This window comes from Variovorax sp. J2L1-78, assembly GCF_030317205.1.
Classification (GTDB): domain Bacteria; phylum Pseudomonadota; class Gammaproteobacteria; order Burkholderiales; family Burkholderiaceae_C; genus Variovorax; species Variovorax arabinosiphilus.
The window spans coordinates 21,556-47,372 of sequence record NZ_JASZYB010000005.1 but is presented as its reverse complement, the minus strand read 5'-3'; the positions used below and the strand labels follow the sequence as shown (position 1 = coordinate 47,372).

Below are 25,817 nucleotides of genomic sequence, written 5' to 3'. Positions count from 1 at the left end.
CAGACTATAACTATTGCCTTGTATGCTGACAAGCGATATGCTTTCCGCACGTTTTCATGAGGATGCGCACCGATTTGGTTCGCATCTTTTCACCGATCCAGCCCCCTCTTTTTCCCGGAGAACCAGCCCGTGACGTCTTCCGTTTCCCATGCCGCTGCCGCCCCCGCCAGTCCCCCATTTGGGGAATGGCGGGCGACTTTCGTGGACGCCAATCCCACGCTCTCCGCAGTGTTTTCAAGCCTGCATCGCGCCGACGACCTGCCGTTGCACATCAACCGGCAGCCCGACATCACCTCGGCCGAGCTGCCCGCCCTGCTCGCCGGCGCGCCGATCGCCATCGTCGACCACACCTTCCTGCCGACCGCGATCGCGCGCGAATGCCAGGGCCTGAAGCACGTCGTGTTCCTCGGCACCGGCGCGCGCAGCTACATGGACGTGGAAGAACTCGCGACGCTCGGCATCAGCGTGCACACCATCAAGGGCTATGGCGACACGGCCGTGGCCGAGTGCGCCTTCTCGCTGATGTGGGCAGCGGCCAAGGGCTTCGCGCTGATGGACCGCGGCATGCGCGCCGGCCAGTGGCTGCGCACCGAGGCGGTCCAGCTCACCGGCAAGACGCTGGGCCTGGTCGGCTTCGGCGGCATCGCCGAAGAACTGGCGCGCCTGGCCACCGGCGCCGGCATGAAGGTGATCGCCTGGAACCGCTCGCCCAAGCAGCACGCGGGCGTCGAGTTCGTCGATATCGATGAGCTGCTGGCGCGCAGCGACGTGGTGTCGCTGCACCTGCTGCTCAACGACGAGACGCGCGGCTTCCTGTCGCGCGAGCGCATCGCCGCGATGCGCGATGGCGCGATCCTGGTGAACACCGCGCGTGGCGCGCTGACCGACGAGGACGCGCTGGTCGACGCGCTGCGTGCCGGCAAGCTCCGCGCGGCCGGCCTCGATGTGTTCGTCACCGAGCCGCTGCCCGCCGACCACCCGCTCACGACGCTGCCCAACGTCACGCTGTCGGCGCACTCGGCCTTCCGCACGCCCGAAGCCAATGCCAACCTCGGCGAAGCCGCGCTGGCGCACTGCCGGCGCATCGTCGCCCAGAACACCTGAGGCATCGAATGACCACGCCCACCCCCACCACCGAATCGACCCCGCGCGACATCGTGCGCCTCGACCAGAACGCCCGCCGCAGCCGCGCCGTGATCGCCGGCGGCATGGTCTACCTGGCCGGCCAGGTCGCCGACGACAAGACGCTCGACATCGGCGGCCAGACACGCCAGGTGCTGCAGAAGATCGACGACCTGCTCGCGCAGGCCGGTACCACCCGCGACCGCCTGGTCACGGCACAGATCTGGCTTGCCTCCATGAGCGACTTCGCCGGCCTCAACGCCGTGTGGGACGCCTGGGTCGTGCCCGGCGAGACACCGACGCGCTGCTGCGGCAAGGTCGAGCTCGCCGACCCGGACTTCCGGGTCGAGATCGTGGCGACGGCCCTGCTGCCCTGAACCGACTTCCTTCCCACCGACGGACACCGCCATGATTTCCACCACCGATCCGCACCGCAACCGCAAGCCGCGCAACATCAGCGACGAAGAATGGGCCGTGCGCACGCAGCTCGCCGCGTCGTACAGGCTGGCCGCCAAGTTCGCGCTGACCGACCTCATCTACACACACATCTCGGTGCGCGTGCCGGGCCGGCACGACCAGTTCCTGATCAACCCGCACGGCTGGTTCTTCGACGAGATCACCGCGTCGAGCCTGGTGAAGATCGACGTCGACGGCAACCCGATCGGCGACGACCGCTTCGAGGTGAACGCCGCCGGCTTCACCATCCACAGCGCGCTGCACCAGAGCCGGCCCGACGTCGAATGCGTGGTGCACCTGCACACCAATGCCGGCATGGCCGTGGCCGCGCTCGAATGCGGGCTGCTGCCGCTCAACCAGATCAGCATGCAGTTCTACAACCGCGTGAACTACCACGACTACGAGGGCATCTCGCTCGACCTCGACGAGCGCCAGCGCATCGTGCAGTCGATGGGCAACGCGCACTACCTGATCCTGCGCAACCACGGCCTGCTCACCACGGGGCGCTCGGTGGCCGAGGCCTTCACGCGCATGTTCTACCTGAACCGCGCCTGCGAGATCCAGGTGCAGACGCTGTCGATGGGCCAGAAGTACGTGCTGCCCTCGCCCGAGGTGTGCGAGCACGCCGCCAAGCAGCACGACGACTACGCCTACCTCGACACGGTGCACCTCGACCGCGAATGGACCGCGCTGCTGCGGCTGCTCGACCGCGACGGCGGCGACTACAACTGCTGAAGGCATCGGCATGCTCAAGGTCTGGGGACGGCGCAGCGCGTTCAATGTGCAGAAGGTGATGTGGCTGATCGGCGAGCTCGGCCTGCCGCACGGGCACGTGCCGGCCGGCGGCAGCTTCGGGGGGATCGACCAACCCGACTTCCTGGCGCTGAACCCGCACGGCCGGGTGCCGGTCATCCAGGACGTCGACGGCACGGCGGTGTGGGAGTCGCACAGCATCCTGCGCTACCTGGCGGCGACCTACGGCACAGCCCACGGCGACGACGTGCTCTGGCCGGCCGACGCGGCGGGCCGATCGCAACGCGACCGCTGGATGGACTGGTCGCTGAGCCGCCTGCAGCCCGCCCTCATCGACGGCATCTTCATGCCGCTGTGCCGCACGCCGGAGGCACAGCGCGACCCGGCGCTGGTCGAACGGAGCATTGCGCAGTGCGCGGCATCGTTCCAGCTGCTCGACGCCCGCCTGCAGACGCGCGACTTCCTGGAGGGCGACCGGCTCACGCTGGCCGACATCCCGGCCGGCACCTGCCTGTACCGCTACTTCGAACTCGACATCCCGCGCCCACCGCTGCCGAACGTCACGGCCTGGTACCAACGGCTGCAGGCGCGGCCGGCGTACCGCGACCACGTGATGGTCGCGTTCTAGACGGCTCCTCTTCGCCATCGTTCCTCGCCCCACGAAAGCCACCATGTCATTGCCGCTGGACCACGTCGTCATCGCCGTCCTCGACCTCGAAACCGCCATCGCGGACTACACCGCACTCGGCTTCCAGGTGCTGCGCGGCGGCGACCATCCCGGCCGTCCGACGCACAACGCGCTGGTCGTCTTCGCCGACGGCAGCTATCTCGAGCTGATCGCCTGGAAGTCCCCCGCGCCGCAGGAGCGCTGGTGGCCGCTGCTGCAGCGCCACGGCGAAGGCATCGTCGACTTCGCGCTGCTGCCGCAGGACACGGCCGAGACGGTGGCGGGCGCCGCGCGTCGTGGGCTGGTGCTCGAAGGCCCGCTCGACGGCGGCCGCCTGCGGCCCGATGGCGAGCGCCTGCAGTGGCAGACCGCGCGCCCCGCGTCGGCCGACCTGCCCTTCCTGTGCGGCGACATCACGCCCCGCGCCCTGCGCGTGCCGGAAGGCGCGGCGCGCGTACACCCCAACGGCGCCATCGGGGTAGCGCGACTGGACATTGCCGTGCACGACCTCGACACCAGCCTGGCACGCTACCGCGCCCTGTTCGGTGAGGCCGCCTCCGATGCGCAGATCGGCACCGCGGTCACCGAGCCCGGCAGCGGACTGCGCCATGCGCGGATCACCGTCGGCAGCAGCACGCTGGTGTTGTCGTCGGCGACCGGTTCGGGCGCCGCATCGCCGAACGCGATCGCGCGGCGCCTCGCATCGCGCGGCGAAGGCCCCTCGGCGCTGGTGCTGCGGCGTGCCGACACCGCACGGGCCGGCCAGGTCCTCGACATCGCACGGACGCACGGCGCGCAAATCCGCTTCGAGTCGGACGACGGCCGCTAGGATTTTTCCGCCGCGCCCGGCGCCGGCTTGCCGCCGATCCACAGCCACGCGCTCACCGCACTCAACAGGGCCAGCAGCGCGCTGATGCCCATCACCCACCGGAAGCCCGCGACAAAGGCGCCATGGACCGCGACCTTCACGGCCTGTGCGCTCGCCGCATCGAGGCCGGCGGGCGGCTCGGCGGCGGCAAGCCGGCTGCGCTGCGCCTGCAGGTGGGCGACGAGTTCGGGCGAGGCCTGCATGTCGCGCAGGCCCGTCGCCAGGCTCGCATCGAAGGCCATCGCCATGACCAGGCCGAACACGGCAACGGCCAGCACCGCCGCCGTGCGCGACACCGCGTTGTTCACGCCCGAGGCGATGCCCGCCAGGTCGGGCCCGACCGCGTTCATCACGGTGGTGGTGAGCGGCGCGACGGTGATCGTCATGCCGATGCCCAGCACCACCACGGCAGGGAAGAAGGCTGTCCAGTAGTTCGCGCCCGTGCCCGGCAGCGCGAACAACGCGAAGCCGACACCGGCGATGACCGGCCCGACGACCAGCGGCAGGCGCGGGCCGAAGCGGTCGACCAGTTGCCCGGCCTTGGCGGAGAACAGGAACATGATGACGATGAAGGGCAGCAGCGCCGCGCCCGCCACCGTGGCGGAGTAGCCCTGCACCTGGATCAGGTTGAGCGGGAAGAAGTACAGGCCACCGCCAAGCGCCGCATAGAGCAGCAGCGTCAACGCATTCGCCCCGCCGAAGTTGCGGCGCGTGAACAGGTCGAGCGGCAGCATCGGCGCCCGGGCGCGCGACTCGACCCACACGAAGGCCGCGCTGGCCGCCACGCCGATGAGCAGCGCCGCGATCACCGCGGGCGCGTGCCACTGCTGCACCGGGGCCTCGATGAAGGCGTAGACGATGCCGCCCAGGCCGACCGTCGCGAGCACCGCGCCCCATGTGTCGAGCCCGCTTTCCGACGGGCTGCGGCTTTCGGGCACGCGGCGCCACACCACCCACAGCACCACCGCCGCCATCGGCACGTTGATGAGGAAGGCCCAGGTCCACGAATACTGGTCGACCAGCCAGCCGCCGATGACCGGGCCGATGGCGGCCGTGATGCCGCTCGCGCCCGACCAGGTGCCGATCGCCCTGCCGCGCTCGCCTTCGGGGAAGGACGCGCTGATGAGCGCCAGGCTGCCTGGTACCAGCAGCGCAGCGCCGATGCCCTGCACCGCACGCGCGGCGATCAGTTGCTGCACCGTGGCCGACGCGGCGCACGCCGCCGACGCGACCGCGAACAGCGCGACGCCGGCGGCGAAGATGCGGCGCCGGCCGAAGTGGTCGCCGAGCGAGCCGCCGACCAGCAGCAGCGCCGCGAGGAAGAGCGCATACGACTCCACCACCCACTGCGCCTGGAAGGCATCGGCGTGCAGGTCGCGCTGGATGGCCGGCAGCGCGACATTGACCACGGTGCCGTCGATGAAAGCCATGCTCGAGCCGAGGATGGCGGCCAGCAGGATGCCGCGCTTGGCCGCGTCGGAACAGGGTGCGGCGACGTCGCGACCGCTGCGGATGATGGCGTCATCGCAGGGTGGTTTTCCGATCTGGGTCATGGGACTCCTGGGTGCGCCGCACGAAGACAAAGCGGTGGCGCCCGCGCACTGTGGTGCGAAGCGCCGCGGGCGTCAATCGCCTGTCAGGGTCAGCCCTGGCCGGGCGATGGCTCCACCGACACGCCCTGCCCGGTCGCCGCGGCGGCCTGCGCGGCCATGGCGCGGCCGAAAGCGTCGCGCTGCTGCAGGCGCCCCCAGTAGGTGGCCACGTTCGGCGGAAAGCGGTGGACCAGGTCGAGGTGGCTCGCGAGCAGCAAGGCATAGCCCACCGAGACGTCGGCCGCAGTGAAGCGGCCTGCACAGAGCCAGTCGTTGCCGGTCAATGCGGCCTCGATGCCGCGCAGGCGTGCGATGAACCACTTGGCATAGTCGTCCGCCGCTTGCGGCAGGCGGCGCTCGACGGGCTCGAAGCGGCCGTAGCGCAGCACGATGGTCTGCGGAAAGGTCAGCGTCGCTTCGCCGTGGTGCAGCCAGTTGAGCCACATGCCGTAGGCCGGCTCGTCGCGCCGCACGGCCAGGCCCGTCGTTCCTTCGGGGTCGCAGCGTTCGGCGAGGTACTGGCACATCGCGGCGGACTCGGTCATGCGCGTCTCGCCATCGACCAGCAGCGGCACGGTGCCGAGCGGGTTGATGCCGAGGTAGGCGCGCGCCAGCACGCGCGGTGGAAAGGGCAGCATGCGCAACTCGTACACCGCGCCGAGCTCCTCGAGCATCCAGAGCGGACGAAAGGACCGGGCGCTGACGCAGTGGTGAAGAACGATCATGCGACGAATTTAGCCACCTGCATGCAACGCCGCCACGATGGCATTCCCCATGTGCTCGGTGCCGACGCAGCGCGTTCCTGGGGCCTGCACCATGTCGGCCGTGCGCAGGCCGCCCACGAGCACCGCAGACACCGCGTCTTCCACACGCACCGCCAGGTCGGCGCGGCCCAACGAATGCCGCAGCATGAGCGCCACCGCGCGGACGCAGGCGATCGGGTTGGCGCGGTCCTGCCCCGCAATGTCGAGCGCGGTGCCGTGCCCCGCCTCGTACATGCCGCGCGGCCCGTCGCCCAGCAGCGCGGATGCGGACAACGCGATCGAGCCCGTGAGCACCGATGCCGCATCGCTCAGCAGGTCGCCGAAGAGGTTGCCGGTCACGATCACGTCGAAGCGTGTGGGCTGTGCGATCAACTGCATCAACGCGTTGTCGGCGTAGAGGTGGGTGAGCGTCACGTCCGGGTAGTCCGCCGCCATCTCGCTGACCACGGCACGCCACAGGCCCGAGGTCTCGAGCACATTGGCCTTGTCGACGCTGGCGAGACTGCCGCGCCGCGCACGCGCCGCCTCGAACGCAATGCGCGCGACGCGACGCACTTCGCCCTCGGCATAGCGCATGGTGTCGAAGCCTTCGCGCTGGCCGGTGAAGGGTCCGCCGGGTGCCGCACGCCGGCCGCGGGGTTGACCGGTGTAAACATCGCCATCGAGTTCGCGCACCACCAGCAGGTCGAGGCCTGCGATTCGCTCATCGCGTAGCGGAGAGAGCGAGGCGAGAGTTGGCGGTACGCAGACATGCTTGAGCTGGGCGTAGAGCCCCAGTGCGCGGCGCAGCCCGAGGATGGCGCGCTCGGGCCGCAGCGCGCGCTCGAGGTGGTCGAAGCGCGGGTCGCCCACCGCGCCGAACAGCACCGCATCGGCACCGCGCGCGAGTGCGACGGTTGCGGCGGGCAGTGGATCGCCGTGCATCTCGTAGGCCATGCCGCCGACCGCCCCCTCGACCCATTCCGCCTCGAAGCCGAAGTGCCGCAAGGCCTCGAAGACCTTGCGGGCCTGCGCGACGATCTCGGGGCCGATGCCCTCGCCCGGCAGCACGGCGATGCGCGTCATGCGGCGCTCAGTCGAGCGTGGCGCCGGACTGCTTCACCAGTTTCTGGTGCTTGGCCAGCTCAGCCTGAAAGAAAGCCGGTGCAGCGTCGGGACCGATCGACATCGGCGTCAGGCCCTGGCCGGCCAGCGCGCTCTGCAGTTCGGACGCGGCCATCGCGGTCTTCACCGCGGCGGCGTAGCTGTCGATGGTGGCCTTGGGCAGGCCCGCCGGGCCGACCAGCGCGATCCACGCGTCGAAGCTGTACTTGGGCACACCAGCCTCGGCCAGCGTCGGCACGTCGGGCAACGCGGCCGAGCGGGACGTGGTCGACACGCCGAGCGCGCGCAGCGTGCCGGCCTTGATGTGCGACGCCACCTGCGAGATCGACACGAAGCCCATCTGCACCTGGCCGCCGACCAGGTCGGTCACCAGCGGACCGGTGCCGCGGTAAGGCACATGCTTGATCTCGATCCCCGTCTCGCTCACGAGCAGCTCCGACGCCAGGTGCAACGTGCTGCCGTTGCCGGCCGAACCGTAGTTGAGCGTGCCGGGCCTGGCTTTCGCGAGTGCGATCAGTTCCTTCACGTCCTTGGCAGGCACCGACGGATGCACCACCAGCACCAATGGCACCGTCGCGATCACGGCGATCGGCGTGATGTCCTTGAGCGAGTCGTAGGGCACCGTCTTATAGATGCCCGGGTTGATGACGTGATTCGACGAGATCATGCCCAGCGTCAGCCCGTCCTTCGCGGCTTTCACCAGCTGCGAGGTGCCGGGAATGCCGCCCGCGCCGCCGATGTTCTCGACCACCACCGGGTGTCCGGTGGCGCGACCGAAGCCCGGCCCGAGGGCGCGCGCCACCGCGTCGACGGTGGAGCCGGCGGCCAGCGGCACGATCATGCGAAGGGGTCGGTCGGCATGGGCGGTTTGCGCGCCGGCCGTGAAGGATGCGCCGAGCAACGCGGCGACGCCGAAGGCTGCGGCGAGGCGTTGGGTGATGCTTGCGTGGTTCATGTCTCTGTCTCCTTTTTTTTGGGATGGATCGATGCGGCTTCAGGGCGGTCGCTGCTGCAACTCCGCGAAGGACACCAATTGGCCGGCGATGGCGCTTGCGGCCACCGTGGGCGGACTGGCAAGCCAGACCTGCCCCGGCCCGCCGCGGCCGGGAAAGTTGCGGTTGATGGCGCTGACGGTGACCTGCTCCGCACGCACCGAGCCGCCCGGGCCGCAGTTGCCACAGGCGCCGCAGGAGGGCTGCAGCATCCGTGCGCCCACCTGCTCGAACGCATCCATGTAGCCCGCGGCGATGCAGTGGTCGCGAACGGCCGTGGTGCCGAACTGCAGGAACAGTTCGACCCCCGGCGCCACCTTCAGGCCGCGGTCAGCGGCCCAGCGCAGCACCGCGTGGTAGTGGTCGAAGTCCTCTCGTTTGCCCGCGGTGCATGAGCCGCCGTAGGCGATGTCGATGCGCGGCCGCTCGGCCAGATCGGCCAGCGGCAGTCCGTTGCCCGGGTCGCCGGGTGCGGCCACCATGGGCGGCACCGCGCTCACGTCGAGCACGATCTCGGCCGCATAGGGCGCGCCGGCATCGCTGTGCATCCAGGGCTCGATCGTGAAGTCGACGCCACGACGTTCGCGCAGGAAGCGCACCGTCTCGTCGTCGGGCGCGACGATGCCGGTAAAGCCACCGAGTTCGGCCGTCATGTTGGTGAGCGTGGCGCGTTCGTCGGTCGACAGTCGTGCGATGGCCTCGCCGGTGAATTCGAACACCTTGCCGACACCGCCACCCTCTCGGATGAAGGGAAGCGCCAGCAGGTGCAGCACGATGTCCTTGGCGGTCACGCCCGCGGGCACGCGGCCATCGAGCACGATGCGCAGCGACTGCGGCACGGTGAGCCGCACGGCGCCGGTGACGAAGGCATTGGCCATGTCGGTGGTGCCCACGCCGAACGCCACGCAGCCCAGCGCGCCGCTGTGCGGCGTGTGCGAATCGGTGCCGACCACCAGCTGCCCGGGCAGCGCATAGTGCTCGGCCACCATGGCGTGCGAGATGCCGGCGACATGGCGGCCGTCGTCCGCGGCGGCTTCGCGCTCGGTCAGCGTCCGGTGCGTGCGCAGGCCGAAGCGCGCCGCGAAGGCACGCTGCGCCTCGACCATGCGGTGCACGTTCGGCACGATGCCGCCGCGCACATGGGCGGGGCTTTCCGCCACGTAGGAGGTATGGTCCTCGAAGACCACGATCGATTCCGGCGCATGCAGCGCCAGCGCGTCGCCGAAGGTCTTGGCCAGCATGTGCGCGGCCATGCCCGTGTAGTACTCGTGAATGAAGCGGCGGTCGGCATGCACGAAGGCACCGTCGCCCGGTGCCGGGTGCGCCTGCGTCAGCTCGGTGCCGAGCGCGTGGCGCGAGACGATCTTCTCGAACAAGGTGCGCGGGCGGGCATCCTCCGTGTCGTCTGCCGTGTCGATCTGGCGCATGAAGCGCTGACCGAAGCGCAGCAACCCGCCGTTGCGCAGGATGGCCGCCGCCAGGGCGTCGCGGCCAGCCACCAGGTCGTCGACGGCGATCGGCTCGCCCGCGCGGATGCGCTCGATCAGCGAGAAATCGGTCGACGTGAAGAGCCCGATGTTGTCGGCGTTCTGTCGGTAGATGCGCTCGAAGCTCTCGGCCACGACCAGCCGCACGCCGGCGGCGCGCTCCGCCGCCGGGCTGTGCTCGCGCGACGAGCCCTTGCCGTAGCGCTTGCCGCCGACCACCACCTCGATCTCGGCGCGGCGGACGGCGTCGATGCCGATCGGTGTGCGGTCGCCCGCGCGAAAGCCGGTGTAGGGGTAGCGGCCCAGCGTGTCGTCGTAGTGCGTGAGGATGGGCAGCGGCGTGATCTCGTCGGTCGAGACGTCGTCGCGCAAGGGCAGCGCGTCGGCCAGCGCGGGCGTGTCGCCGGCAAGCGCACGCTCGACGGATGCTGCAGCGCAGCTCAGGAAGAGGATGCGCGGCGAGAACCGCAGCGACGAGGGAGACGCCGACGGTGCGGCGCCGGCTGGCGTGGAAGCTGGCATGCCCCATCTTCCGTGCGACCGTGCCACGGCGGTAGCGCCAAGTCGGCACGGGGGCTCTCGCGAAATGCGCGAGCCCCGGCGCACGGCCCCGGGTTCAGGACGTCGTCCGCGGCGGCCGGGCCCGCCTGCGCGTCGGGCCCTCCTCCGTGGGCAGCCGCAGCGCATCGATGAGCGCCTCGACGGCGCGCGAGCGCGGCGCCTTGCGCAGGGCATACACGCTCAGCTCGCGATCCGCCCAGGGCTCGGCCAGCGGCCGCCGCACGAACCGCGGGTTGCCCGCATAGGCCGCCGCGGCGCTCCGAGGGATCACGGCGATGCCCAGACCCGCCTCGACCATGCGGCAGACCGCGTCGAAGCTGCTCACCGTCACCTTGGGGGCGAACACGCGCGCCAGGGCTTCGGCCCGCGCGTGCAGCGAGCGGTCGAGCGCGCCGCCGCTGTGCACGCCGATGAGCGGATGGTCGAGCGCCTGGGCGAATCGCAGCGAAGGGCGGCGCGCCAGTGCATGCCCTGCCGGCATCACGACCTGGAGCGGATCGACGGCGAAAGGCCAGGCCTCCAGGCCGGCCGGCACCGGCAGCGCGACACCGACGCCCACGTCCGCCCGGTCATCGATGCAGGACCGCAGCAGGTCGCGTGTGTCCTCCTCCTGCAGCTGCACCTCGACATGCGCGTAGGCCGCCATGAAGGGCTGAAGGCGCTCGGGCAGGAAGCCGATGACAGCCGACATGTTGGCGTGCAAGCGCACGCTGCCGCGCACCGCGTCGTCGAGCGTCTGCACCTCACGCACCAGGCCCTGCAGGTCAGCGTCGATCTGCTCGCCGCGCGCCAGCACCAGGTGGCCGGCATCCGTCAGCGCGATGCCGCGCGGCGACCGCACGAACAGCGCCGCGCCGAAGGCATGTTCCAGGTCGGTGATGCGACGCGACAGCGCAGACGGCGCGATGTGCTCCTGCTGGGCGCCGCGAACGATGGAGCCGGCGCGCGCCGTCGAGACGAAAAGGCGGAGGCTGTAGGCGTCGATGCGGCGGGTCATCGCGCCATTCTGACCTTTCGTCGTCGCCGTCAGGCTCGGTGCGTCAACGCCCGCACCGCCGTCGCCTCGATCTCGAACAACATGCCGTCGAGCGCCAGCCGCGGCACGGGGATCAGCGTGCAGGCCGGCGGCGGCTCGTCGCCCCACGCGACGGCCAGTGCGCGGCTCAGCACCGCCAGCCGTGCTTCGCTGTGGTCGACCACGAGCACGACCAGGCGCACCACGTCGAGCGGCTCGGCGCCCGCGGCTTCGAGGGCGATCCGCAGGTTGCATAAGGCCTGGTCGACCTGTGCGCCGAAGTCCGGCGACAGCGCGCCCGACGCATCCTCCCCACCCTGCCCCGCCACATAGATGAAACGGGCCGGTGAGGTCGCGACGGCCACGTGCGAGTAACCGTTGGGGCGCGGGTCGTAGAGGCGCGGCGGGTTGATGAACAACGGCAGCGGCTGTGGCGCCGGCACCGTGGTCGTGAAGAAGGACAGGGTTGTCATGGCGAACGATGAGTGCGGGAGGAAGAGGCTAGTATCGAATCTCAACCTAACTTGAGGTCAAGCGCTTTCGACAGGCGCGCTTCCTTTCATGGCATCTGCAATCACGCCCCTCCCCGACACACGCGCCCCGGCGCCCGAACTGGCCGTCGGCGATGTCGCCGCGCGCAGCGGCGTCGCCGTCTCGACGCTGCACTTCTACGAATCGAAGGGCTTGATCCAGGCCGCGCGCACCGGCGGTAACCAGCGCCGCTACCCGCGCGCGATCCTGCGGCGCGTGGCCTTCATCAAGGTCGCACAACGCGTGGGCATTCCGCTGGCAGAGATCGCCGAGGCGCTGCAGGCGCTGCCCGAAGGGCGCACGCCCACAGCCACCGACTGGCGGCGCCTGTCACGCGAATGGCGTGCCGAACTCGACGAGCGCATCCGCACGCTGACGCAGCTGCGCAACCAGCTCGACGGCTGCATCGGCTGCGGCTGCCTGTCGCTCAAGGCCTGCCCGCTGCGCAATGCGCAGGATGCGCTCTCGCAGGAAGGGCCGGGGCCGCACTTCGAGGATTGAGGCGCTGCGCTGTCAGGCCGCGCGCGGGCGCCAGGCCGCCAGCACCGCCGGCAGCGCGGCCATGTCGGTGAAGACCTCCACCACGCCGGCCGCACGCAGCGCCTCTGCCCCGCTGTGGCCCAGGCCGCCGGGGCTGTAGCCGAACACGGTGGCGCCCGCAGCGACGCCGGCGGTGGCGCCCGTCACCGTGTCCTCGACCACCGCGCAGCGCGTCGGGTCGACGTCCAGCGCGGCGGCGGCGGCGAGGTACACGTCCGGGTAGGGCTTGGAGCGTGGCGTCTCGTGGCCGCTGAAGATGCGGCCGTCGAAGGCATCGAAGAGACCGATCTTCTGCAACTGCAGCTCGACCTTCCTGCGGTCGGCGCCCGACGCGCAGGCGATGCGCCCTCCCAGCGCGGCATGCAACGCGCGCGCAGCCGCCGGCGCGCCGGGAATCTCGAGCAGGTCGCGGTCGAGCTGCACGTTGCGCCGCTCCCAGAAGCTGCGCAGCCATTCGTCGGTGACGGGCGCGCCGGTCTGCGCCTCGATCAACGCGCGCTCGTCCTTGACGGCCTTGCCGACGAAGATGCGCATGCATTCTTCGGGCGTGAGCACCCAGCCGCGCTCCTCGAGCATGTCGCGCAGCACGCCGTTGGTGATGGGTTCGGAGTCGACCAGCACGCCGTCGCAGTCGAACAGCACGGCATCGAAAGGAATGGAAAGGGTCATGGGGCGATCGTAGCAACCGCCCCACCTCGACCGCCTGCGATTGATGACTTTAGGCACTCCCTTGCCAGCGCACTCCGGGCCAATATCCGTCGCCGACCGTTCTGGTCGATCGAGCAACCTTGAGACGGAGAAGCCCGGATGAGAGAAAGTCTATGGCGCGTGGGCGCCGCGACGGCGATGGCCGCTGCCGCACTGGCAGCATGTGGTGGTGGCGGCGGAGATGGCGGTGGCCAGACCACACCGGCACCAACTCCCGCTCCCGCTCCCGCGCCGGCTCCGGCTCCGGCTCCCGCGCCCGGAACTTCCGAATCGGCCAGTGCGTGTGTCAACGAAGCGGACTTCAACCCCGGCACCGTGCTCGATTACGACCTGCGCTCCACACCGACAGGAGGCAATCCGACCACCGGGCGGCTCGTGGTGACCACCGGCCCACGCGACGCCTTCGCCGGCGCCAATCCGGTGGCCTTCGGCCAGACCATGTACAACGGCGCGAACGCGCTGCCCGTCGCGACGATCTTCAAGGACCTCATCGACGGGAACGTGGTGCGCTATGGACAACGCACCGGCACGGGCAGTTCGACCGTCACCACCACCGAGGCGCCAGCCGTCACGATCCCGCGCGCGATGCAGCCCGGCCAGACTGTCAAGCTGACGCGACGTTCCACGTCGGTGAGCAGTGCCTCGACGACTAGCCTGAATGTCACCGAGGACCTCACCTACGTCGGCCGCGAGACACTGCAGTCGCCGGTGGGCACTTTCAGCACCTGCCGTTTCGCCAGCGTGATCACCACCACGCCCGACCAGGGCTCGGCGTTCGTCACCTCTGCGACCACCTGGATCGCGGCCGAAGGTCCGTACCGGGGCCAGATGCTGAAGACGTACGTGCCGACCGAAGGCAACCGGGTCGAGACCACGAGCGAGGTGACGCGCATGACCTATGCGCCCCAATAGCCTCGACCGCGGCGCCACCCACGTCGCTCGTGGCCTGCGGGTCGCCTTTCTTCTTCCTGCTGGACGGCTCTCGACCCGTTCGCTCCTGATGCCTCCTATGAATCTCTCCCTGATCTCCACAACCACCGCGGTGGCCGCGGCCTTGACACTCGCCGGCTGCCAGACCATGCCCGGCCTGGACATGCAGATGGGCAGCCCGTCGGCCAAGACGGTCGCCACCGGCGCCACCGCGGGCGGAACCGCTGCCGGCGAAAGCACCGCACTCGAGCGCTGCGATTCGCCACTCGGCACCGTGTCGCTGGTCGAGAATGTGAACGCAGGCTGGTACACCATCCTCACCAACGAATACAAGCTTCCGCCGACCGCCAATCTGCTGCGTCTGCTGGTGCAGCAGTCCAACTGCTTCGTCGTCGTCGAGCGCGGTGCGGCCGGCATGAACGCCATGACGCGCGAGCGGGCGCTGATGCAGTCCGGCGAGATGCGCGGCGGCAGCAATTTCGGCGCTGGCCAGATAGTCGCGTCCGACTACGGGCTGTCGCCCGAGATCGTGTTCAGCAACAGCGACGCCGGCGGCCTCGGCAGCGCGCTGGGCGGCCTCCTCGGCGGCAGTCGGGGCCGCACCGTGGCCAACCTCAGCGCCAACGTGCAGACCAAGGAAGCCGCCGCCATGCTGACCCTGGTCGACAACCGGTCGGGCGTGCAAGTGGCTGCCGCCGAAGGCAGCGCGTCCAAGACCGATTTCGGTGGTTTTCTGGATCTCAGCGGCGCCAGGGGCGCCGGCAATGTCGGTGGCTACACCCGCACCCCGCAGGGCAAGGTGATCGCGGCCGCGTTCATGGATTCGTTCAACCAGATGGTGCGCGCTTTGCGCAGCTACAAGGCACAGGCGGTTCAGGGCCAGGGGCTCGGAGGCGGCGGCCGCCTGAGCGTCGATGGCGCGGCCGCACCGTCGCAGACCAGCGCACCGGGTGCCAAGCCCCGTCGCAAGTAGTCGCATCACGCGGCCGGACACGGGCCAGCGTGGCCGGTGGCGAATCAGGCCGGTCTAACCCGCTGCTCGCGCGGCCCCATGGGCCCTGCCTTGCCAGCGGACACCACCGCGTCCATCGTCCGCAGCAGCGCCGTCGCGCTGACCGGCTTGAACAGCATCGGCACACCCGAGGCTCGTGCGCTCAGCAGGCGCTCGGGCGAGGTCTCCCCGGTGATCAGCAGCAGCGATGAAGAGGGCAGGAAGCGCCCGCACAGGCGCAGCCCGGCCTCCAGACCGTCCGCACCATCGGCCAGGCGGTAGTCACACAGCAAAATCACGAAAGGGCGGGCCTTCGCCTCGGCACTCGTCAGCACCTCGATGGCCTGCGTCTCGTCGGCCACCGCCACGACCTCGATGCCGTAGGCGCGCAACAACTCCGTCATCGCCACCCGGATCTCTGCCTCGTCGTCGATCAGCAGTACGCGCCCGCCCAGGTCCGGCGCAACGAGGCGATGACGCACCTGGGACTCGAGCCCCTGCAGCAGGAGATCCGTGGCCGCATGATCGACGGCCTCGGCGAGCGGCAGCTGAACGGAAAAACGTGTCCCTCGTCCCTGGCGCGAATGCACCCGCACCGGATGATCCAGCAGGCGCGACAGCCGCTTCACGATCGACAGGCCGATGCCCAGGCCCCGGGCACGGTCGCGGCCGGGGTTGTCGACCTGGTAGAACTCCTCGAAGACGCGGCTGGTCTGTTCCGGTGCGATGCCGATCCCGGTGTCCGTCACATCGATCCACACCCCCGAGCCGCGCGAGCGTGCGGTGACACTCACGCCGCCGCGCTGGGTGTACTTCAAGGCGTTGTCGATCAGGTTCGAGAGCATTCGATAGAGCAACTGCACGTCGCTGCGCACCCATAACCCGCTGGCGCGCAGACGCAGTTGCAAGCCCTTCTCTTCCGCCGGCCCGGCAAAGGTGTGGTCCAGCGCCTGGAACAGCACGTCGAGGTCCAGCTCACGCGGATCGGCGCTCACCACGCCGGCATCCAGGCGCGAGACATCGAGCATGGTGTCGAGCGAGGCACTCAGGGCATTGACTGCGCGCATCAGCCGCTCGGCGCTTTCTCCGGCTGGATGGTCGACCAGTGCGTTTTCCAACGCGGCGCCGAACAGCGCGACGGCGTGCATTGGCTGGCGCAGGTCATGGCTCGCGGCCGCGAGAAATCGGGTCTTCTCGGCGCTGGCGCGTTCGCTGATGGCGATCTGCTCCTTCAGGCTGGTGGCCAGTGCTTCGTTCTCGAAGCGCAGGATGAGCGATTCCGTCAGTCGCTTGTTCTGCTGGACGCCAAAGCGCAGCGTGAGCACCAGATTGACGGTACAGAATGCTGCAAGGAACAGGCACAGGACTCCCCCTTGCCAGACCAGCCCTGCGATCAGTCCGGAAATCATGGGGATACCGTAGCCGAACATCGCCGACTTGAGCGGCCATCGCGCCTGGACGGCCCGCGTCCAGCTGCCGATGACCACGACGGTGATCACTGTCGTCACGACAAGGTCGGCCGTTGCCACGAAGACAAAAGACACCGGCGCGGATGCACCACTCACCATCGTCACGGCGAAGGCATAACGGCGGACCCACAAGGGGCTGTCGGACACAGGCCGGTCGGGGTTCCAGCGTGGTAACAGCAAGACATAGATGTCCACCACCGCAAGCAGCGCCAAGCCATAGAGCGGCAATCGAGTGCCCTGGTGCCAGAAGGTAAAGAGGCCCAGGGCCGTCGTAAAGCCGAGATGTGCCAGGATCGCGGTACTGTGGCCGGTATAGACCGACGCCAGGTGCTCGCGCAGCACGCGCTGCTCTAGGCTTGCAACCTCCGTCTGCCCGCTGGTTGTGCTGTTAGTCATCTGCATCTCTGCCCGGAGTCGGCTGCTGCGCTGCTGCCAGCAGTACGAACCCCACTCATCGGAGGCTGCTGATCAGCTGCGCGCGAGAGCGCACGCCGAAGCGCAGCAGGATCGTCGACACATAGTTCTTCACTGTGCCCTCGCTGAGGTGGACCGCCTCGGCGATCTCCCGGTTGTTCTTGCCCTCGAGCATCAGTTGAAGGACCGGAACGTGGCGCGGCGAAAGCGCTTGCAACGCGCGTTCGGACAGGCTGCGCGCGCTCGGCGGTGTGTTGCTCGACAAAGGGGGCAAGCCGTCGACGACGTCGCTGCCGAGCACCCCGCAGGCGCGGATGAAACTCAGCACTTCCTTCAGGTTGGCACTCTTCGGCAGGAACGCACTCGCGCCCATCGCCAATGCGCTCTGCGCCAAGCCGTTCTGGGCCAGCGACGACGCGCCGGTGCCGGAAATGACGACGATGCGCGCATCCGGGTAGCGCGCATGGAGCTGCGTCACACCATTGAGGCCTTGCGTGTCCGGCAAGGCGATGTCGAGCAAGACGAGATCGATCGCCTCCTCGTGGCGCTCGTACAGCGCAAGCGCATCGGCCAGGCTGCCCGCCTCCAGGATCTCCACCGTGGTGCCCGACGCTGACACCTGGCACTGAAGCAGCGCACGCACCCCCAGACGAACCAGTTCGTGATCGTCGACCACCAGGATGGTGAAGCGTCGTCCGGATGGGGGCACATTCATGGCCACAATGTTAGACGGCTCGCATGCGCGTCATGGTGACGAAAGTCACTCCCGCTGTCGACCTCGCACCGCGCCGACCTTTCGATCCGGTGCTGTCGACGAGGCGAGCCGTGGCTGCGCAGACCCTATTGCTGCACCAGTTCGACCCGCCGGTTGCGTGCGCGACCGGCCTCACTCGCATTGCTGGCGAGTGGCGCGAGCGAGGCGACCCCTTTGGCCACCATGCGCTGCGGATCGATCCTGAGCGCGGCCAGTGCCTTGGCCACTGCTTCGGCGCGCCGCTGCGAGAGTTCGAGGTTGGCGCCGAGCCCACCGGCGCTGTCGGTGTGGCCGACAACGTAGATACGCAGCGCCGGATTCGACGTGAGCAGCTTGGCCATCTCTTCCAGGGAAGGTCGGGACTCGGGCTTCACATCGGCCTTGGCCGTGTCGAAATAGACGCCGTAGATCGCGACGCGGCCCTCGGCATCGAGGCTTTTCTTCAAGTCCGATGCGCTGAGCACGCTGACCTGCCCGGTGGCCATGGGCCGACCCTCGACGATCTGCTGGTAGGCGAGTGTCCGCTTGTTGGCGGGGTCTTCCACCACCCAGAGCAGCACATGCACATCGCCGTCGGGGCCCGACCGCCGGGTGAGCAGGTAGCGGCTCTTCTCGTCGAAGCTCGCCGTGAAGCCCGTCGGCATCACCTTCCCGCTGTTGGCGATATATCCGCCCATGTCCCGCCCGCACGCGTCCGATGCGCACTGGAACACAACCTGGAAGCCGCCGCGGCTCAGCGCCTGCTCGTAGTTGCGCATCACCTCCAGCGCTGTCTTCTCGCCCTCGATGACGTAGCCGATGCGGGTGATCTTCCCCTCGACCTTGGCGAGGTCGCCCGCGCCGATCTTGTCGACCGCCGGAATCGCCTTGACGGGCAAGACGGCTTCGTCGAACGCACTGACCTTGTACTCCGCAATTGCTGCGCCCTTGAAGCGCGTGAGCAGCGGATGGTCCTTCGCGCCGGCCGCGTCCGCCGCGACCGCCGACGGGCTGGCGAGCAGTGCATGGGCCGCGAAGGCCGAGAGGATGAGGCGATGGATCGGATGCATGGTCCCCGAGGGCTCCCTGAAGTCAATGGCGGTCGCCGCGGATGCGGCGCTCTTCGAAAAATTCTAGGGGTGCAAAGGTTCGGCGTTGGATGACTTTGGTCACCAACGAAAGCCATGCGCGGTCAACCCGTGCGCTGCGTGCGGCTTGTCTGCCATGTTCTGAAGAGCCGGGCGCGACGATCGACGCGTCGGTCTGTACCAGTCGCGCTGATCGGCGGCCGCGTGTACGGTGAGCTGCGGTCACTCGGTCCGGATCGGGATGTACATCTCCCCGCCCGCCGCCTTGAACTCCGCCGACTTGGCATGCATGCCGTCGAACACCGCCGCGCCCTCGTCGAGCCCGCGCTGCGCGGCGTACTCGCGCACTTCCTGCGTGATCTTCATCGAGCAGAACTTCGGGCCGCACATGGAGCAGAAGTGCGCCGTCTTGCTGGCGTCCTTCGGCAACGTCTCGTCATGGAAGTCGCGCGCGGTGTCGGGATCGAGGCCGAGGTTGAACTGGTCCTGCCAGCGGAACTCGAAGCGCGCCTTGCTGAGCGCGTCGTCGCGCGAGCGCGCACCCGGGTGGCCCTTGGCGATGTCGGCCGCATGCGCGGCGATCTTGTACGCGATGATCCCCTGCTTGACGTCGTCCCGGTCGGGCAGGCCCAGGTGTTCCTTGGGCGTGACGTAGCAGAGCATCGCGGTGCCGGCCCAGCCGATCATCGCGGCGCCGATGGCGCTGGCGATGTGGTCGTAGCCCGGTGCGATGTCGATGGTCAGCGGGCCCAGCGTGTAGAACGGCGCCTCGTGGCAGTGCTTGAGCTGCTCGTCCATGTTGGCCTGGATCATGTGCATCGGCACGTGGCCCGGCCCTTCGATCATGGTCTGCACGTCGTGCTTCCAGGCGACCTGCGTGAGCTCGCCCAACGTGCGCAGCTCGGCGAACTGCGCCTCGTCGTTGGCATCGGCGCCACTGCCCGGGCGCAGGCCGTCGCCGAGCGAGAAGCTCACGTCGTAGGCCTTCATGATGTCGCAGATGTCCTCGAAGTGCGTGTAGAGGAAGCTCTCCCGGTGGTGCGCGATGCACCACTTGGCCATGATCGATCCGCCGCGCGAGACGATGCCCGTCATGCGGTTCGCGGTGAGGTGGATGAAGGGCAGCCGCAGCCCGGCATGGATGGTGAAGTAGTCGACGCCCTGCTCGGCCTGCTCGATCAGCGTGTCGCGGTAGATCGCCCAGGTCAGGTCCTCGGCCACCCCGCCCACCTTCTCGAGCGCCTGGTAGATCGGCACCGTGCCGATGGGCACGGGCGAGTTGCGCACGATCCAGTCGCGCGTGGTGTGGATGTTCTTGCCAGTCGAAAGATCCATCACGTTGTCGGCACCCCAGCGGATCGCCCACACCAGCTTCTCGACCTCTTCCTCGATGCTCGAGGTGACGGCCGAGTTGCCGATGTTGGCGTTGATCTTCACCTTGAAGTTGCGGCCGATCGCCATCGGTTCGACCTCGGGGTGGTTGATGTTCGCGGGGATGATGGCGCGGCCGCGCGCCACCTCGTCGCGCACGAACTCGGGCGTGATGATCTGCGGGATGCGCGCGCCCATCGGGTTGCCCATGACGCGCCTGGCGCGCTCTTCGTTGGCTAGGTACTCGGCCATCCATTCGCGCTTGCCGTTCTCGCGCAGCGCCACATATTCCATTTCGGGCGTGACGATGCCGCGCCTTGCATAGTGCATCTGCGTCACGTTGGCGCCGCTCTTCGCGCGGCGCGGCGTGCGCTGCAGGGCGGCCGCATCGGCACGCAGCTGCGCGATGCGCGCGTTCTCCTCGCCCTTCACGCCGTCGTCGAGCGCGGCCAGCTGACGGCCTGCGTAGCTTTCGGTATCGCCGCGCTCCACGATCCACGCGCCGCGCACGTCGAGCAGCCCGAGGCGCACGTCGATGGCTACCGTGGCATCGGTGTACGGCCCCGAGGTGTCGTAGAGCGACACGCACTCGCCGTTGGTCAGCGCCACGTCGCGCACGGGCACGCGCAGGTCGGGCCGGCTGCCGACGATGGCGGACTTGGTGGAGGCGGGGAAGGGCTCGCGCGTGAGCGTGAGCAGCGAGGCGAACTTGTCGGTGGCGTTCATGGGGGCACTCCGGTGGGATGAGGGTGCTCCGCAATCGCTCGACGGACCCATGGCCCCAAAAGAAACGGGGCCTGTGGATCAGGGGAACTGCAGCTCTTCTTCCGCCGGTACTAACCGGTTCAAGTTCGCGGGTTCGACGATAGGAATCGCCATCTCAGCACGTCGACACATGCGCCCCGGAGCGGGTTGGATTCTAGGGGCCGAGCAACGGCCGACGCAAGGGCCGTGATCGCGATCCGCACATCGGTTGCCGCTCGTCGGCTGTCAAAGGCTTGTCACGCACGCGGATGAAGATCGTGGCACGAATGGTAGTTGTGGATTTGGTTGCACTTTCGACGCAACTGCAATTCGCCGGATTCACCGCCTCGACCACCCCTTTGAAAGCCCCCGATGAAACCTCTCTCGCCTTCGTCGCGCACCACGCCGCGCCAGCTGGCTGCCGGCGCCGCGCTGGCCCTGCTGACCCTCACGCTGACCGCTTGCGGCGGCGGCAGCGACAGCACGCCGGCCACCCCCACGACACCGACCGCGCCCACCACGCCTGACACCACCGTCAAGCCCGAGATGCGCTGCGCGCCCTGACCCTTTAGCGAGCACACACCATGACGACATCCCGCCGCAACTTCCTGCGCAACACCGCCACCACCGGCATCGCCGCCGCCACGTTGGCGGCCTTTCCGCCGAGCATCCGCCGCGCCCTGGCCATCCCCGCGAACAACAAGACCGGCACGATCAACGACGTCGAGCACGTTGTGATCCTGATGCAGGAGAACCGCTCCTTCGACCACTACTTCGGCACGATGCGGGGCGTGCGCGGCTTCGGTGATCGCTTCACGATCCCACTGCCGAATGGCCGCACGGTTTGGGAGCAGGAGTATCGGGCGGGCCAGATCGTGTCGCCGTACTACCTCGACAGCTCTCAGGGCAACGCGCTGCGCGTCAAGGGCACACCGCACGACTGGAGCGATGGTCAGGACGCCTGGGACGGTGGTCGCCTCAGCAAATGGCCGCTCTACAAAGAGACATCGAAGGCGCCCTTCACGCAATCGATGGGGTACTACAAGGAGGCCGAACTGCCGTTCCAGTTCGCCCTTGCCAACGCCTTCACGCTTTGCGATGCCTACCACTGCGCGATGCACACAGGCACCAACAGCAACCGGACTTTTCTGTGGACCGGGACCAACGGCCCCACGGCCGCCAATGTGGCCATGGTCACCAACGAATGGGACGACATCGGGCCCTCGACCAGCGGCTACGACTGGACCACCTACCCCGAGCGCCTCGAGAAGGCCGGTGTGAGCTGGATCGTTTATCAGAACATGCCGTCGAACTACACCGACAACTCGCTGTGTGGCTTCAAGCAGTACCGGCGCGCCAACGAGGCGTCCGGCAAGCCCGTGAGTCACGACGGCAACGTCGTTTCGCCCGCCTATGACCCGGCGTCCGACAACGTTGGCAACCCGCTCTACAAGGGCATCGCCAACACCATGCCGGACGGCGGCTTTCTCGGCACGTTCAAGCAGGATGTCCTGAACCGAAAGCTGCCGAATGTCAGTTGGATCGTCGCACCGTCGACCTACTCGGAGCACCCGAGTCCCTCCAGCCCGGTACAGGGCGCCTGGTACACCCAGGAGGTGCTCGACGCTTTGACCGCCGTGCCGGAGGTCTGGAGCAAGACCGTGCTGATCGTCAACTTCGACGAGAACGATGGCTTCTTCGATCACCTGCCTTCACCCGCAGCGCCGTCCCTCAATGCCGACGGCACGCCCGCCGGCAAAACCACGCTGACGGAAGCCGAAGTGGCGTTCGAGCGGTTCACACATCCTCACCCGCCCGGTACGACGGAGCAAGACACACCGGACGGTCGCGTCTATGGCCCCGGCATGCGGGTGCCGATGTACGTGGTGTCGCCGTGGAGCCGCGGCGGCTGGGTCAATTCGCAGGCCTTCGACCACACTTCGGTGGTGCGCTTTCTGGAAGCCCGCTTCAACGTGATGGAACCCAACATCAGTCCGTTCCGACGCGCGGTATGCGGTGACCTGACGAGCGCCTTCAACTTCGCGACGCCCAACACCGAAGTGCTGCCCAAGCTGGCCGGCCGTACGACGAAGGTGGATGCGGACACACTGCGGGCAACACAGGACGCACTCACTCAGATCGCACTGCCCGGCACCGTGGTGCGCCCGACACAAACCACCGGTACCCGCCCCTCGCGAGCGCTGCCTTACGAACTGCACACCAGTGCGCGGGTCGATACCACGCGCGGCACGGTACAGCTGCTGTTCTCGAACACCGGCCGGCAGGCCGCCGTGTTCCACGTCTACGACAAGCTGCACCTCAATCGGTTGCCGCGCCGCTACATGGTGGAGGCCGGCAAGGCACTGGACGACACCTGGAACGCCGCGACCGACAACGGCTCCTACGACCTGTGGGTGCTCGGCCCGAACGGCTTTCACCGCCACTTCAAGGGCGACCTGAACATGCTGCGCGCGGGCGACGCGCCGGTGCCGGAGGTGCGCGTCTGCTACGACATCACCAACGGCAACGTCTACCTGAGCATGACGAACACGGGCAAGAACGCGGCCAAGTTCAGCATCCGCGCGAAGGCCTACCGCGAGGATGGCCCGTGGGTTTCGACGGTCGCCGGCGGCGCCACGGCGGAACAGCACTGGGAGCTCGCCGGGAGCGGCCGCTGGTATGACTTCGAGGTCACCTGCGACGCCGACGTGAACTACTACCGCCGATTCGCCGGCCGCGTCGAGACCGGCGAGCCGTCGGTGAGCGATCCGGCCATGGGCCTGACCGCGCTGTGAGTTCGGCCTGAGCGCAACGGCCCGCCCTGCGCGGGCCGTTTTCCTTTTCAGGCGGCGATGTCCGGCACGGTCGCCAGCCATGACAGCGCCTCGCGGTGCAACGCCGCGGTCGCGGCCGCCAGCACCCGCCCGTTCGAATGGATGGACAGCGCGCGTCCTTGCCAATCGGTGATCACGCCCCCCGCCCCTTCCACCACACCCACCAGCGCCATGTAGTCGTAGGGCTGCAACTGGCATTCGGCCACCAGATCGACATGGCCGCCCGCGAGCTGCGCATACCCATAGCAGTCGCCACCGAAACGGCGCATCGCGGCACGCCGACTGAGCGCATCGTAGGCGGCCCATTCATCGGGGGCAAAGGCATCGGGCGACGTGGTGAGGACGCGGGCCTGCGCCAGCGCCGTGCAGCCGCTGGTGTGAACCGGCTGCCCGTTGCAGTGCGAGCCCCGGCCGGGGCGGCCGATCCAACGCTCACCCAGGACCGGCATGTCGATCAGTCCGAGATCGACCGAACCTTGGTGCACCAGCGCGATGAGCGTGCCCCACAGCGGCGAACCGGTGATGAAGCTCTTGGTGCCGTCGATCGGGTCGAGCACCCAGACATGCGCCGCGTCGATGCGCTCGCGGCCGTGCTCCTCGCCCAGGATGCCGTGCGTCGGCGCCTCCTCGTTGATCAGGGCACGCATGGCGGCCTCGGCGGCACGGTCGGCCAGGGTGACCGGGCTGGCGTCGGCCTTGAGGTCGACCTGCAGGCGGGTACGGAAGCTGCCCAGCGAGTGCGTGCCAGCGACATCGGCCAGACGGCCGGCGAGTGAGAGGGGGTCGGTGTAGGGCATGTCGGAGGTGAGCCGCAAGCGGCGCAGGTTGTCAAAGAGTTGTCATGCCTGTCGATCAAGATCGTGGCATAGATGGTGCTTGTGGATATTGTTGCAAATTACCAGTATTCGCACAAACGCAATTATTTGCACAATATTGGTGAAGCGCCCCGACCCGTTCCGCCCCATTTCCGATCACCGCACCCAGGAGGTTCACATGTCTGCCACCGCTCGCTTCCGTCCCGCGATCCTCGTCGCCGCCTTGCTCGCATGCGCCGCCCACGCCGGCACCCTCACCGTCTATTCCGCCCTGGAAGAAGATGAAATCAAGGACTACGTCGCCGCGGCCAAGAAGGACATGCCCGACATCGACGTGAAGGTGCTTCGCCTGTCGACCGGGGACCTCGGTGCCCGCATCCTGGCCGAGTCGGCCAACCCGCAGCACGACGTGATCTGGGGCTGGGCCCTGACCAACATGCTCGACCCGCGCATCACCGCGCTGCTCGAGCCCTATGCGCCCAAGGGCAGCGACAAGCTGGCCGCCGCCAACAAGGCCGCCGACAGCAAGTGGTTCACCACCACCGGCTACGTGGGCGCCTTCTGCGTCAACACAGAGGTGCTCAAGGCCAAGGGCCTGCCGATGCCCACCAGCTGGAAGGACCTGACCAACCCGGTCTACAAGGGCGAGGTCGTGATGCCCAACCCGGTGTCCTCGGGCACCGGCTACCTGCAGATCGCGGCGCTGCTGCAGTCCAAGGGCACGGACGAAGGCTGGAAGTTCCTGAAGACGCTCGACGGCAATGTCGCGCAGTACATCAAGTCGGGCTCGCGCCCGTGCAAGGCGGCGCGCGCGGGTGAATTCGCGATCGGCACCTCGCTGGCCTTCGCCGCCATGCAGTCCATCGAGGAAGGCTACCCCGTCAAGATGGTGATCCCGAGCGATGGTGCCGGCTACGAGCTCGAAGCCTCGGGCCTGATGGCCAAGGCGAAGAACAAGGCCGATGCGCAGCGCTTCCTCGACTGGACACTGTCGCCCGGCGCGTCGGCGCTGTACACCAAGTACAAGGAAATGGTGACCATCCCTGGCGCAGCGCAGTCGAAGGCCGCCAAGGCCGCCGGCCTGCCGGTCGACCTGAGCACCGTGCTCTACAAGATGGACTTCGCCCAGTCCGCCAAGGACCGCGACGCGATCCTGGGCGCCTGGACCAAGAACATCGGCCGCTGATCCCGCCCTGCGGACGGCCGGCCCACCGCCCCTCCGCAGATTCGAAGCCGGACACGTCGCGACAACGTGCCCGCGCGCCCTT

24 protein-coding genes and 1 riboswitch are annotated in these 25,817 nt (G+C 68.5%); of the genes, 11 read left to right on the top strand and 13 right to left on the bottom strand.

Annotation, left to right across the window (positions count from 1 at the left end; genetic code table 11):
- Window positions 1-201 precede the first annotated feature (201 nt).
- The 5 genes from QTH86_RS26520 to QTH86_RS26500 are packed head-to-tail and all read left to right on the top strand — an operon-like array spanning window position 202 to window position 3,827.
- On the top strand, window positions 202-1,104 hold the full coding sequence (locus tag QTH86_RS26520) for an NAD(P)-dependent oxidoreductase (RefSeq protein ID WP_286644236.1): 903 nt from the start codon (window positions 202-204) through the stop codon (window positions 1,102-1,104).
- Between the two features lie 8 nt (window positions 1,105-1,112).
- Window positions 1,113-1,499 carry a RidA family protein gene (locus QTH86_RS26515; RefSeq protein WP_286644237.1) on the top strand — a complete coding sequence of 129 codons (387 nt, stop codon included), beginning with the start codon at window positions 1,113-1,115 and terminating at the stop codon, window positions 1,497-1,499.
- Window positions 1,500-1,530: 31 nt separating this feature from the next.
- On the top strand, window positions 1,531-2,313 hold the full coding sequence (locus QTH86_RS26510; protein WP_286644238.1) for a class II aldolase/adducin family protein: 783 nt from the start codon (window positions 1,531-1,533) through the stop codon (window positions 2,311-2,313).
- A 10-nt stretch (window positions 2,314-2,323) separates the two neighbouring features.
- Window positions 2,324-2,959: a glutathione S-transferase family protein gene (locus tag QTH86_RS26505; RefSeq protein ID WP_286644239.1), complete on the top strand. Its 636-nt coding sequence runs from the start codon at window positions 2,324-2,326 to the stop codon at window positions 2,957-2,959.
- A gap of 43 nt (window positions 2,960-3,002) precedes the next feature.
- Window positions 3,003-3,827, top strand: coding sequence for a VOC family protein (locus tag QTH86_RS26500; protein WP_286644240.1), 825 nt, complete (start codon window positions 3,003-3,005; stop codon window positions 3,825-3,827).
- Here the strand turns inward: QTH86_RS26500 and QTH86_RS26495 are convergent.
- The 7 genes from QTH86_RS26495 to QTH86_RS26465 all read right to left on the bottom strand — a co-directional run bounded on the left by QTH86_RS26495 (window position 3,824) and on the right by QTH86_RS26465 (window position 11,854).
- Window positions 3,824-5,419 carry an MFS transporter gene (locus tag QTH86_RS26495; protein ID WP_286644241.1) on the bottom strand — a complete coding sequence of 532 codons (1,596 nt, stop codon included), beginning with the start codon at window positions 5,417-5,419 and terminating at the stop codon, window positions 3,824-3,826. The two genes, QTH86_RS26500 and QTH86_RS26495, sit on opposite strands and share 4 nt — an antisense overlap.
- Before the next feature lie 89 nt (window positions 5,420-5,508).
- Window positions 5,509-6,183: a glutathione S-transferase family protein gene (locus QTH86_RS26490; protein ID WP_286644242.1), complete on the bottom strand. Its 675-nt coding sequence runs from the start codon at window positions 6,181-6,183 to the stop codon at window positions 5,509-5,511.
- 9 nt (window positions 6,184-6,192) lie between these two features.
- Window positions 6,193-7,287 carry a 3-isopropylmalate dehydrogenase gene (gene leuB / locus QTH86_RS26485; RefSeq protein ID WP_286644243.1) on the bottom strand — a complete coding sequence of 365 codons (1,095 nt, stop codon included), beginning with the start codon at window positions 7,285-7,287 and terminating at the stop codon, window positions 6,193-6,195.
- Between the two features lie 7 nt (window positions 7,288-7,294).
- A complete protein-coding gene (locus tag QTH86_RS26480) occupies window positions 7,295-8,281 on the bottom strand; it encodes a Bug family tripartite tricarboxylate transporter substrate binding protein (protein WP_444814116.1) in 987 nt (328 codons plus the stop codon).
- Window positions 8,282-8,320: 39 nt separating this feature from the next.
- On the bottom strand, window positions 8,321-10,327 hold the full coding sequence (locus QTH86_RS26475; protein ID WP_286644244.1) for an aconitase family protein: 2,007 nt from the start codon (window positions 10,325-10,327) through the stop codon (window positions 8,321-8,323).
- Between the two features lie 94 nt (window positions 10,328-10,421).
- Complete coding sequence (locus QTH86_RS26470) at window positions 10,422-11,363, bottom strand: LysR substrate-binding domain-containing protein (protein ID WP_286644245.1); 942 nt, start codon at window positions 11,361-11,363, stop codon at window positions 10,422-10,424.
- A 29-nt stretch (window positions 11,364-11,392) separates the two neighbouring features.
- Entirely contained in the window at window positions 11,393-11,854 is a 462-nt protein-coding gene (locus QTH86_RS26465; RefSeq protein WP_286644246.1) for a RidA family protein, read from the bottom strand.
- 88 nt (window positions 11,855-11,942) lie between these two features.
- On the opposite strand from QTH86_RS26465, the gene soxR reads away from it, so the two are divergent.
- Window positions 11,943-12,413: a redox-sensitive transcriptional activator SoxR gene (gene soxR / locus QTH86_RS26460; protein WP_286644247.1), complete on the top strand. Its 471-nt coding sequence runs from the start codon at window positions 11,943-11,945 to the stop codon at window positions 12,411-12,413.
- A 12-nt stretch (window positions 12,414-12,425) separates the two neighbouring features.
- On the opposite strand, the gene QTH86_RS26455 is transcribed toward soxR, so the two are convergent.
- Window positions 12,426-13,121: an HAD family hydrolase gene (locus tag QTH86_RS26455; protein WP_286644248.1), complete on the bottom strand. Its 696-nt coding sequence runs from the start codon at window positions 13,119-13,121 to the stop codon at window positions 12,426-12,428.
- A gap of 354 nt (window positions 13,122-13,475) precedes the next feature.
- Between QTH86_RS26455 and QTH86_RS26450 the strand changes: the two genes are divergently transcribed.
- Entirely contained in the window at window positions 13,476-14,072 is a 597-nt protein-coding gene (locus tag QTH86_RS26450; protein WP_286644249.1) for a hypothetical protein, read from the top strand.
- Window positions 14,073-14,169: 97 nt separating this feature from the next.
- Complete coding sequence (locus tag QTH86_RS26445) at window positions 14,170-15,063, top strand: CsgG/HfaB family protein (RefSeq protein WP_286644250.1); 894 nt, start codon at window positions 14,170-14,172, stop codon at window positions 15,061-15,063.
- 44 nt (window positions 15,064-15,107) lie between these two features.
- Here QTH86_RS26445 and QTH86_RS26440 read toward each other — a convergent pair whose 3' ends face one another.
- The 4 genes from QTH86_RS26440 to thiC all read right to left on the bottom strand — a co-directional run bounded on the left by QTH86_RS26440 (window position 15,108) and on the right by thiC (window position 20,882).
- On the bottom strand, window positions 15,108-16,946 hold the full coding sequence (locus QTH86_RS26440) for an ATP-binding response regulator (RefSeq protein ID WP_286644251.1): 1,839 nt from the start codon (window positions 16,944-16,946) through the stop codon (window positions 15,108-15,110).
- Window positions 16,947-17,001: 55 nt separating this feature from the next.
- The gene (locus tag QTH86_RS26435) at window positions 17,002-17,640 is read right to left on the bottom strand and encodes a response regulator transcription factor (RefSeq protein WP_286644252.1); all 639 of its coding nucleotides are present in this window, start codon (window positions 17,638-17,640) and stop codon (window positions 17,002-17,004) included.
- 164 nt (window positions 17,641-17,804) lie between these two features.
- Window positions 17,805-18,767: an OmpA family protein gene (locus QTH86_RS26430; RefSeq protein WP_286644253.1), complete on the bottom strand. Its 963-nt coding sequence runs from the start codon at window positions 18,765-18,767 to the stop codon at window positions 17,805-17,807.
- 240 nt (window positions 18,768-19,007) lie between these two features.
- Window positions 19,008-20,882, bottom strand: a complete 1,875-nt coding sequence (gene thiC, locus QTH86_RS26425) for a phosphomethylpyrimidine synthase ThiC (protein ID WP_286644254.1) — start codon at window positions 20,880-20,882, stop codon at window positions 19,008-19,010.
- Between the two features lie 79 nt (window positions 20,883-20,961).
- A riboswitch (TPP riboswitch) is annotated at window positions 20,962-21,071 on the bottom strand.
- 201 nt (window positions 21,072-21,272) lie between these two features.
- Here thiC and QTH86_RS26420 point away from each other — a divergent pair.
- Window positions 21,273-21,464, top strand: a complete 192-nt coding sequence (locus QTH86_RS26420; RefSeq protein WP_286644255.1) for a hypothetical protein — start codon at window positions 21,273-21,275, stop codon at window positions 21,462-21,464.
- Between the two features lie 20 nt (window positions 21,465-21,484).
- Window positions 21,485-23,695, top strand: coding sequence for a phosphocholine-specific phospholipase C (locus QTH86_RS26415; RefSeq protein ID WP_286644256.1), 2,211 nt, complete (start codon window positions 21,485-21,487; stop codon window positions 23,693-23,695).
- A gap of 47 nt (window positions 23,696-23,742) precedes the next feature.
- Here the strand turns inward: QTH86_RS26415 and hisN are convergent, their stop codons facing one another.
- Window positions 23,743-24,531, bottom strand: coding sequence for a histidinol-phosphatase (gene hisN, locus QTH86_RS26410; protein ID WP_286644257.1), 789 nt, complete (start codon window positions 24,529-24,531; stop codon window positions 23,743-23,745).
- Between the two features lie 196 nt (window positions 24,532-24,727).
- On the opposite strand from hisN, the gene QTH86_RS26405 reads away from it, so the two are divergent.
- Window positions 24,728-25,735: an ABC transporter substrate-binding protein gene (locus tag QTH86_RS26405; RefSeq protein ID WP_286644258.1), complete on the top strand. Its 1,008-nt coding sequence runs from the start codon at window positions 24,728-24,730 to the stop codon at window positions 25,733-25,735.
- Window positions 25,736-25,817: the final 82 nt, after the last annotated feature.

Bases quoted from the DNA above. Each gene is read 5' to 3' on its own strand.
- QTH86_RS26515 (WP_286644237.1), top strand. From the start codon at position 1,113: ATGACCACGCCCACCCCCACCACCGAATCGACCCCGCGCGACATCGTG.
- QTH86_RS26510 (WP_286644238.1), top strand. From the start codon at position 1,531: ATGATTTCCACCACCGATCCGCACCGCAACCGCAAGCCGCGCAACATC.
- QTH86_RS26505 (WP_286644239.1), top strand. From the start codon at position 2,324: ATGCTCAAGGTCTGGGGACGGCGCAGCGCGTTCAATGTGCAGAAGGTG.
- QTH86_RS26500 (WP_286644240.1), top strand. From the start codon at position 3,003: ATGTCATTGCCGCTGGACCACGTCGTCATCGCCGTCCTCGACCTCGAA.
- QTH86_RS26495 (WP_286644241.1), bottom strand. From the start codon at position 5,419: ATGACCCAGATCGGAAAACCACCCTGCGATGACGCCATCATCCGCAGC.
- QTH86_RS26490 (WP_286644242.1), bottom strand. From the start codon at position 6,183: ATGATCGTTCTTCACCACTGCGTCAGCGCCCGGTCCTTTCGTCCGCTC.
- leuB (WP_286644243.1), bottom strand. From the start codon at position 7,287: ATGACGCGCATCGCCGTGCTGCCGGGCGAGGGCATCGGCCCCGAGATC.
- QTH86_RS26480 (WP_444814116.1), bottom strand. From the start codon at position 8,281: ATGAACCACGCAAGCATCACCCAACGCCTCGCCGCAGCCTTCGGCGTC.
- QTH86_RS26475 (WP_286644244.1), bottom strand. From the start codon at position 10,327: ATGCCAGCTTCCACGCCAGCCGGCGCCGCACCGTCGGCGTCTCCCTCG.
- QTH86_RS26470 (WP_286644245.1), bottom strand. From the start codon at position 11,363: ATGACCCGCCGCATCGACGCCTACAGCCTCCGCCTTTTCGTCTCGACG.
- QTH86_RS26465 (WP_286644246.1), bottom strand. From the start codon at position 11,854: ATGACAACCCTGTCCTTCTTCACGACCACGGTGCCGGCGCCACAGCCG.
- soxR (WP_286644247.1), top strand. From the start codon at position 11,943: ATGGCATCTGCAATCACGCCCCTCCCCGACACACGCGCCCCGGCGCCC.
- QTH86_RS26455 (WP_286644248.1), bottom strand. From the start codon at position 13,121: ATGACCCTTTCCATTCCTTTCGATGCCGTGCTGTTCGACTGCGACGGC.
- QTH86_RS26445 (WP_286644250.1), top strand. From the start codon at position 14,170: ATGAATCTCTCCCTGATCTCCACAACCACCGCGGTGGCCGCGGCCTTG.
- QTH86_RS26440 (WP_286644251.1), bottom strand. From the start codon at position 16,946: ATGACTAACAGCACAACCAGCGGGCAGACGGAGGTTGCAAGCCTAGAG.
- QTH86_RS26430 (WP_286644253.1), bottom strand. From the start codon at position 18,767: ATGCATCCGATCCATCGCCTCATCCTCTCGGCCTTCGCGGCCCATGCA.
- thiC (WP_286644254.1), bottom strand. From the start codon at position 20,882: ATGAACGCCACCGACAAGTTCGCCTCGCTGCTCACGCTCACGCGCGAG.
- QTH86_RS26420 (WP_286644255.1), top strand. From the start codon at position 21,273: ATGAAACCTCTCTCGCCTTCGTCGCGCACCACGCCGCGCCAGCTGGCT.
- QTH86_RS26415 (WP_286644256.1), top strand. From the start codon at position 21,485: ATGACGACATCCCGCCGCAACTTCCTGCGCAACACCGCCACCACCGGC.
- hisN (WP_286644257.1), bottom strand. From the start codon at position 24,531: ATGCCCTACACCGACCCCCTCTCACTCGCCGGCCGTCTGGCCGATGTC.
- QTH86_RS26405 (WP_286644258.1), top strand. From the start codon at position 24,728: ATGTCTGCCACCGCTCGCTTCCGTCCCGCGATCCTCGTCGCCGCCTTG.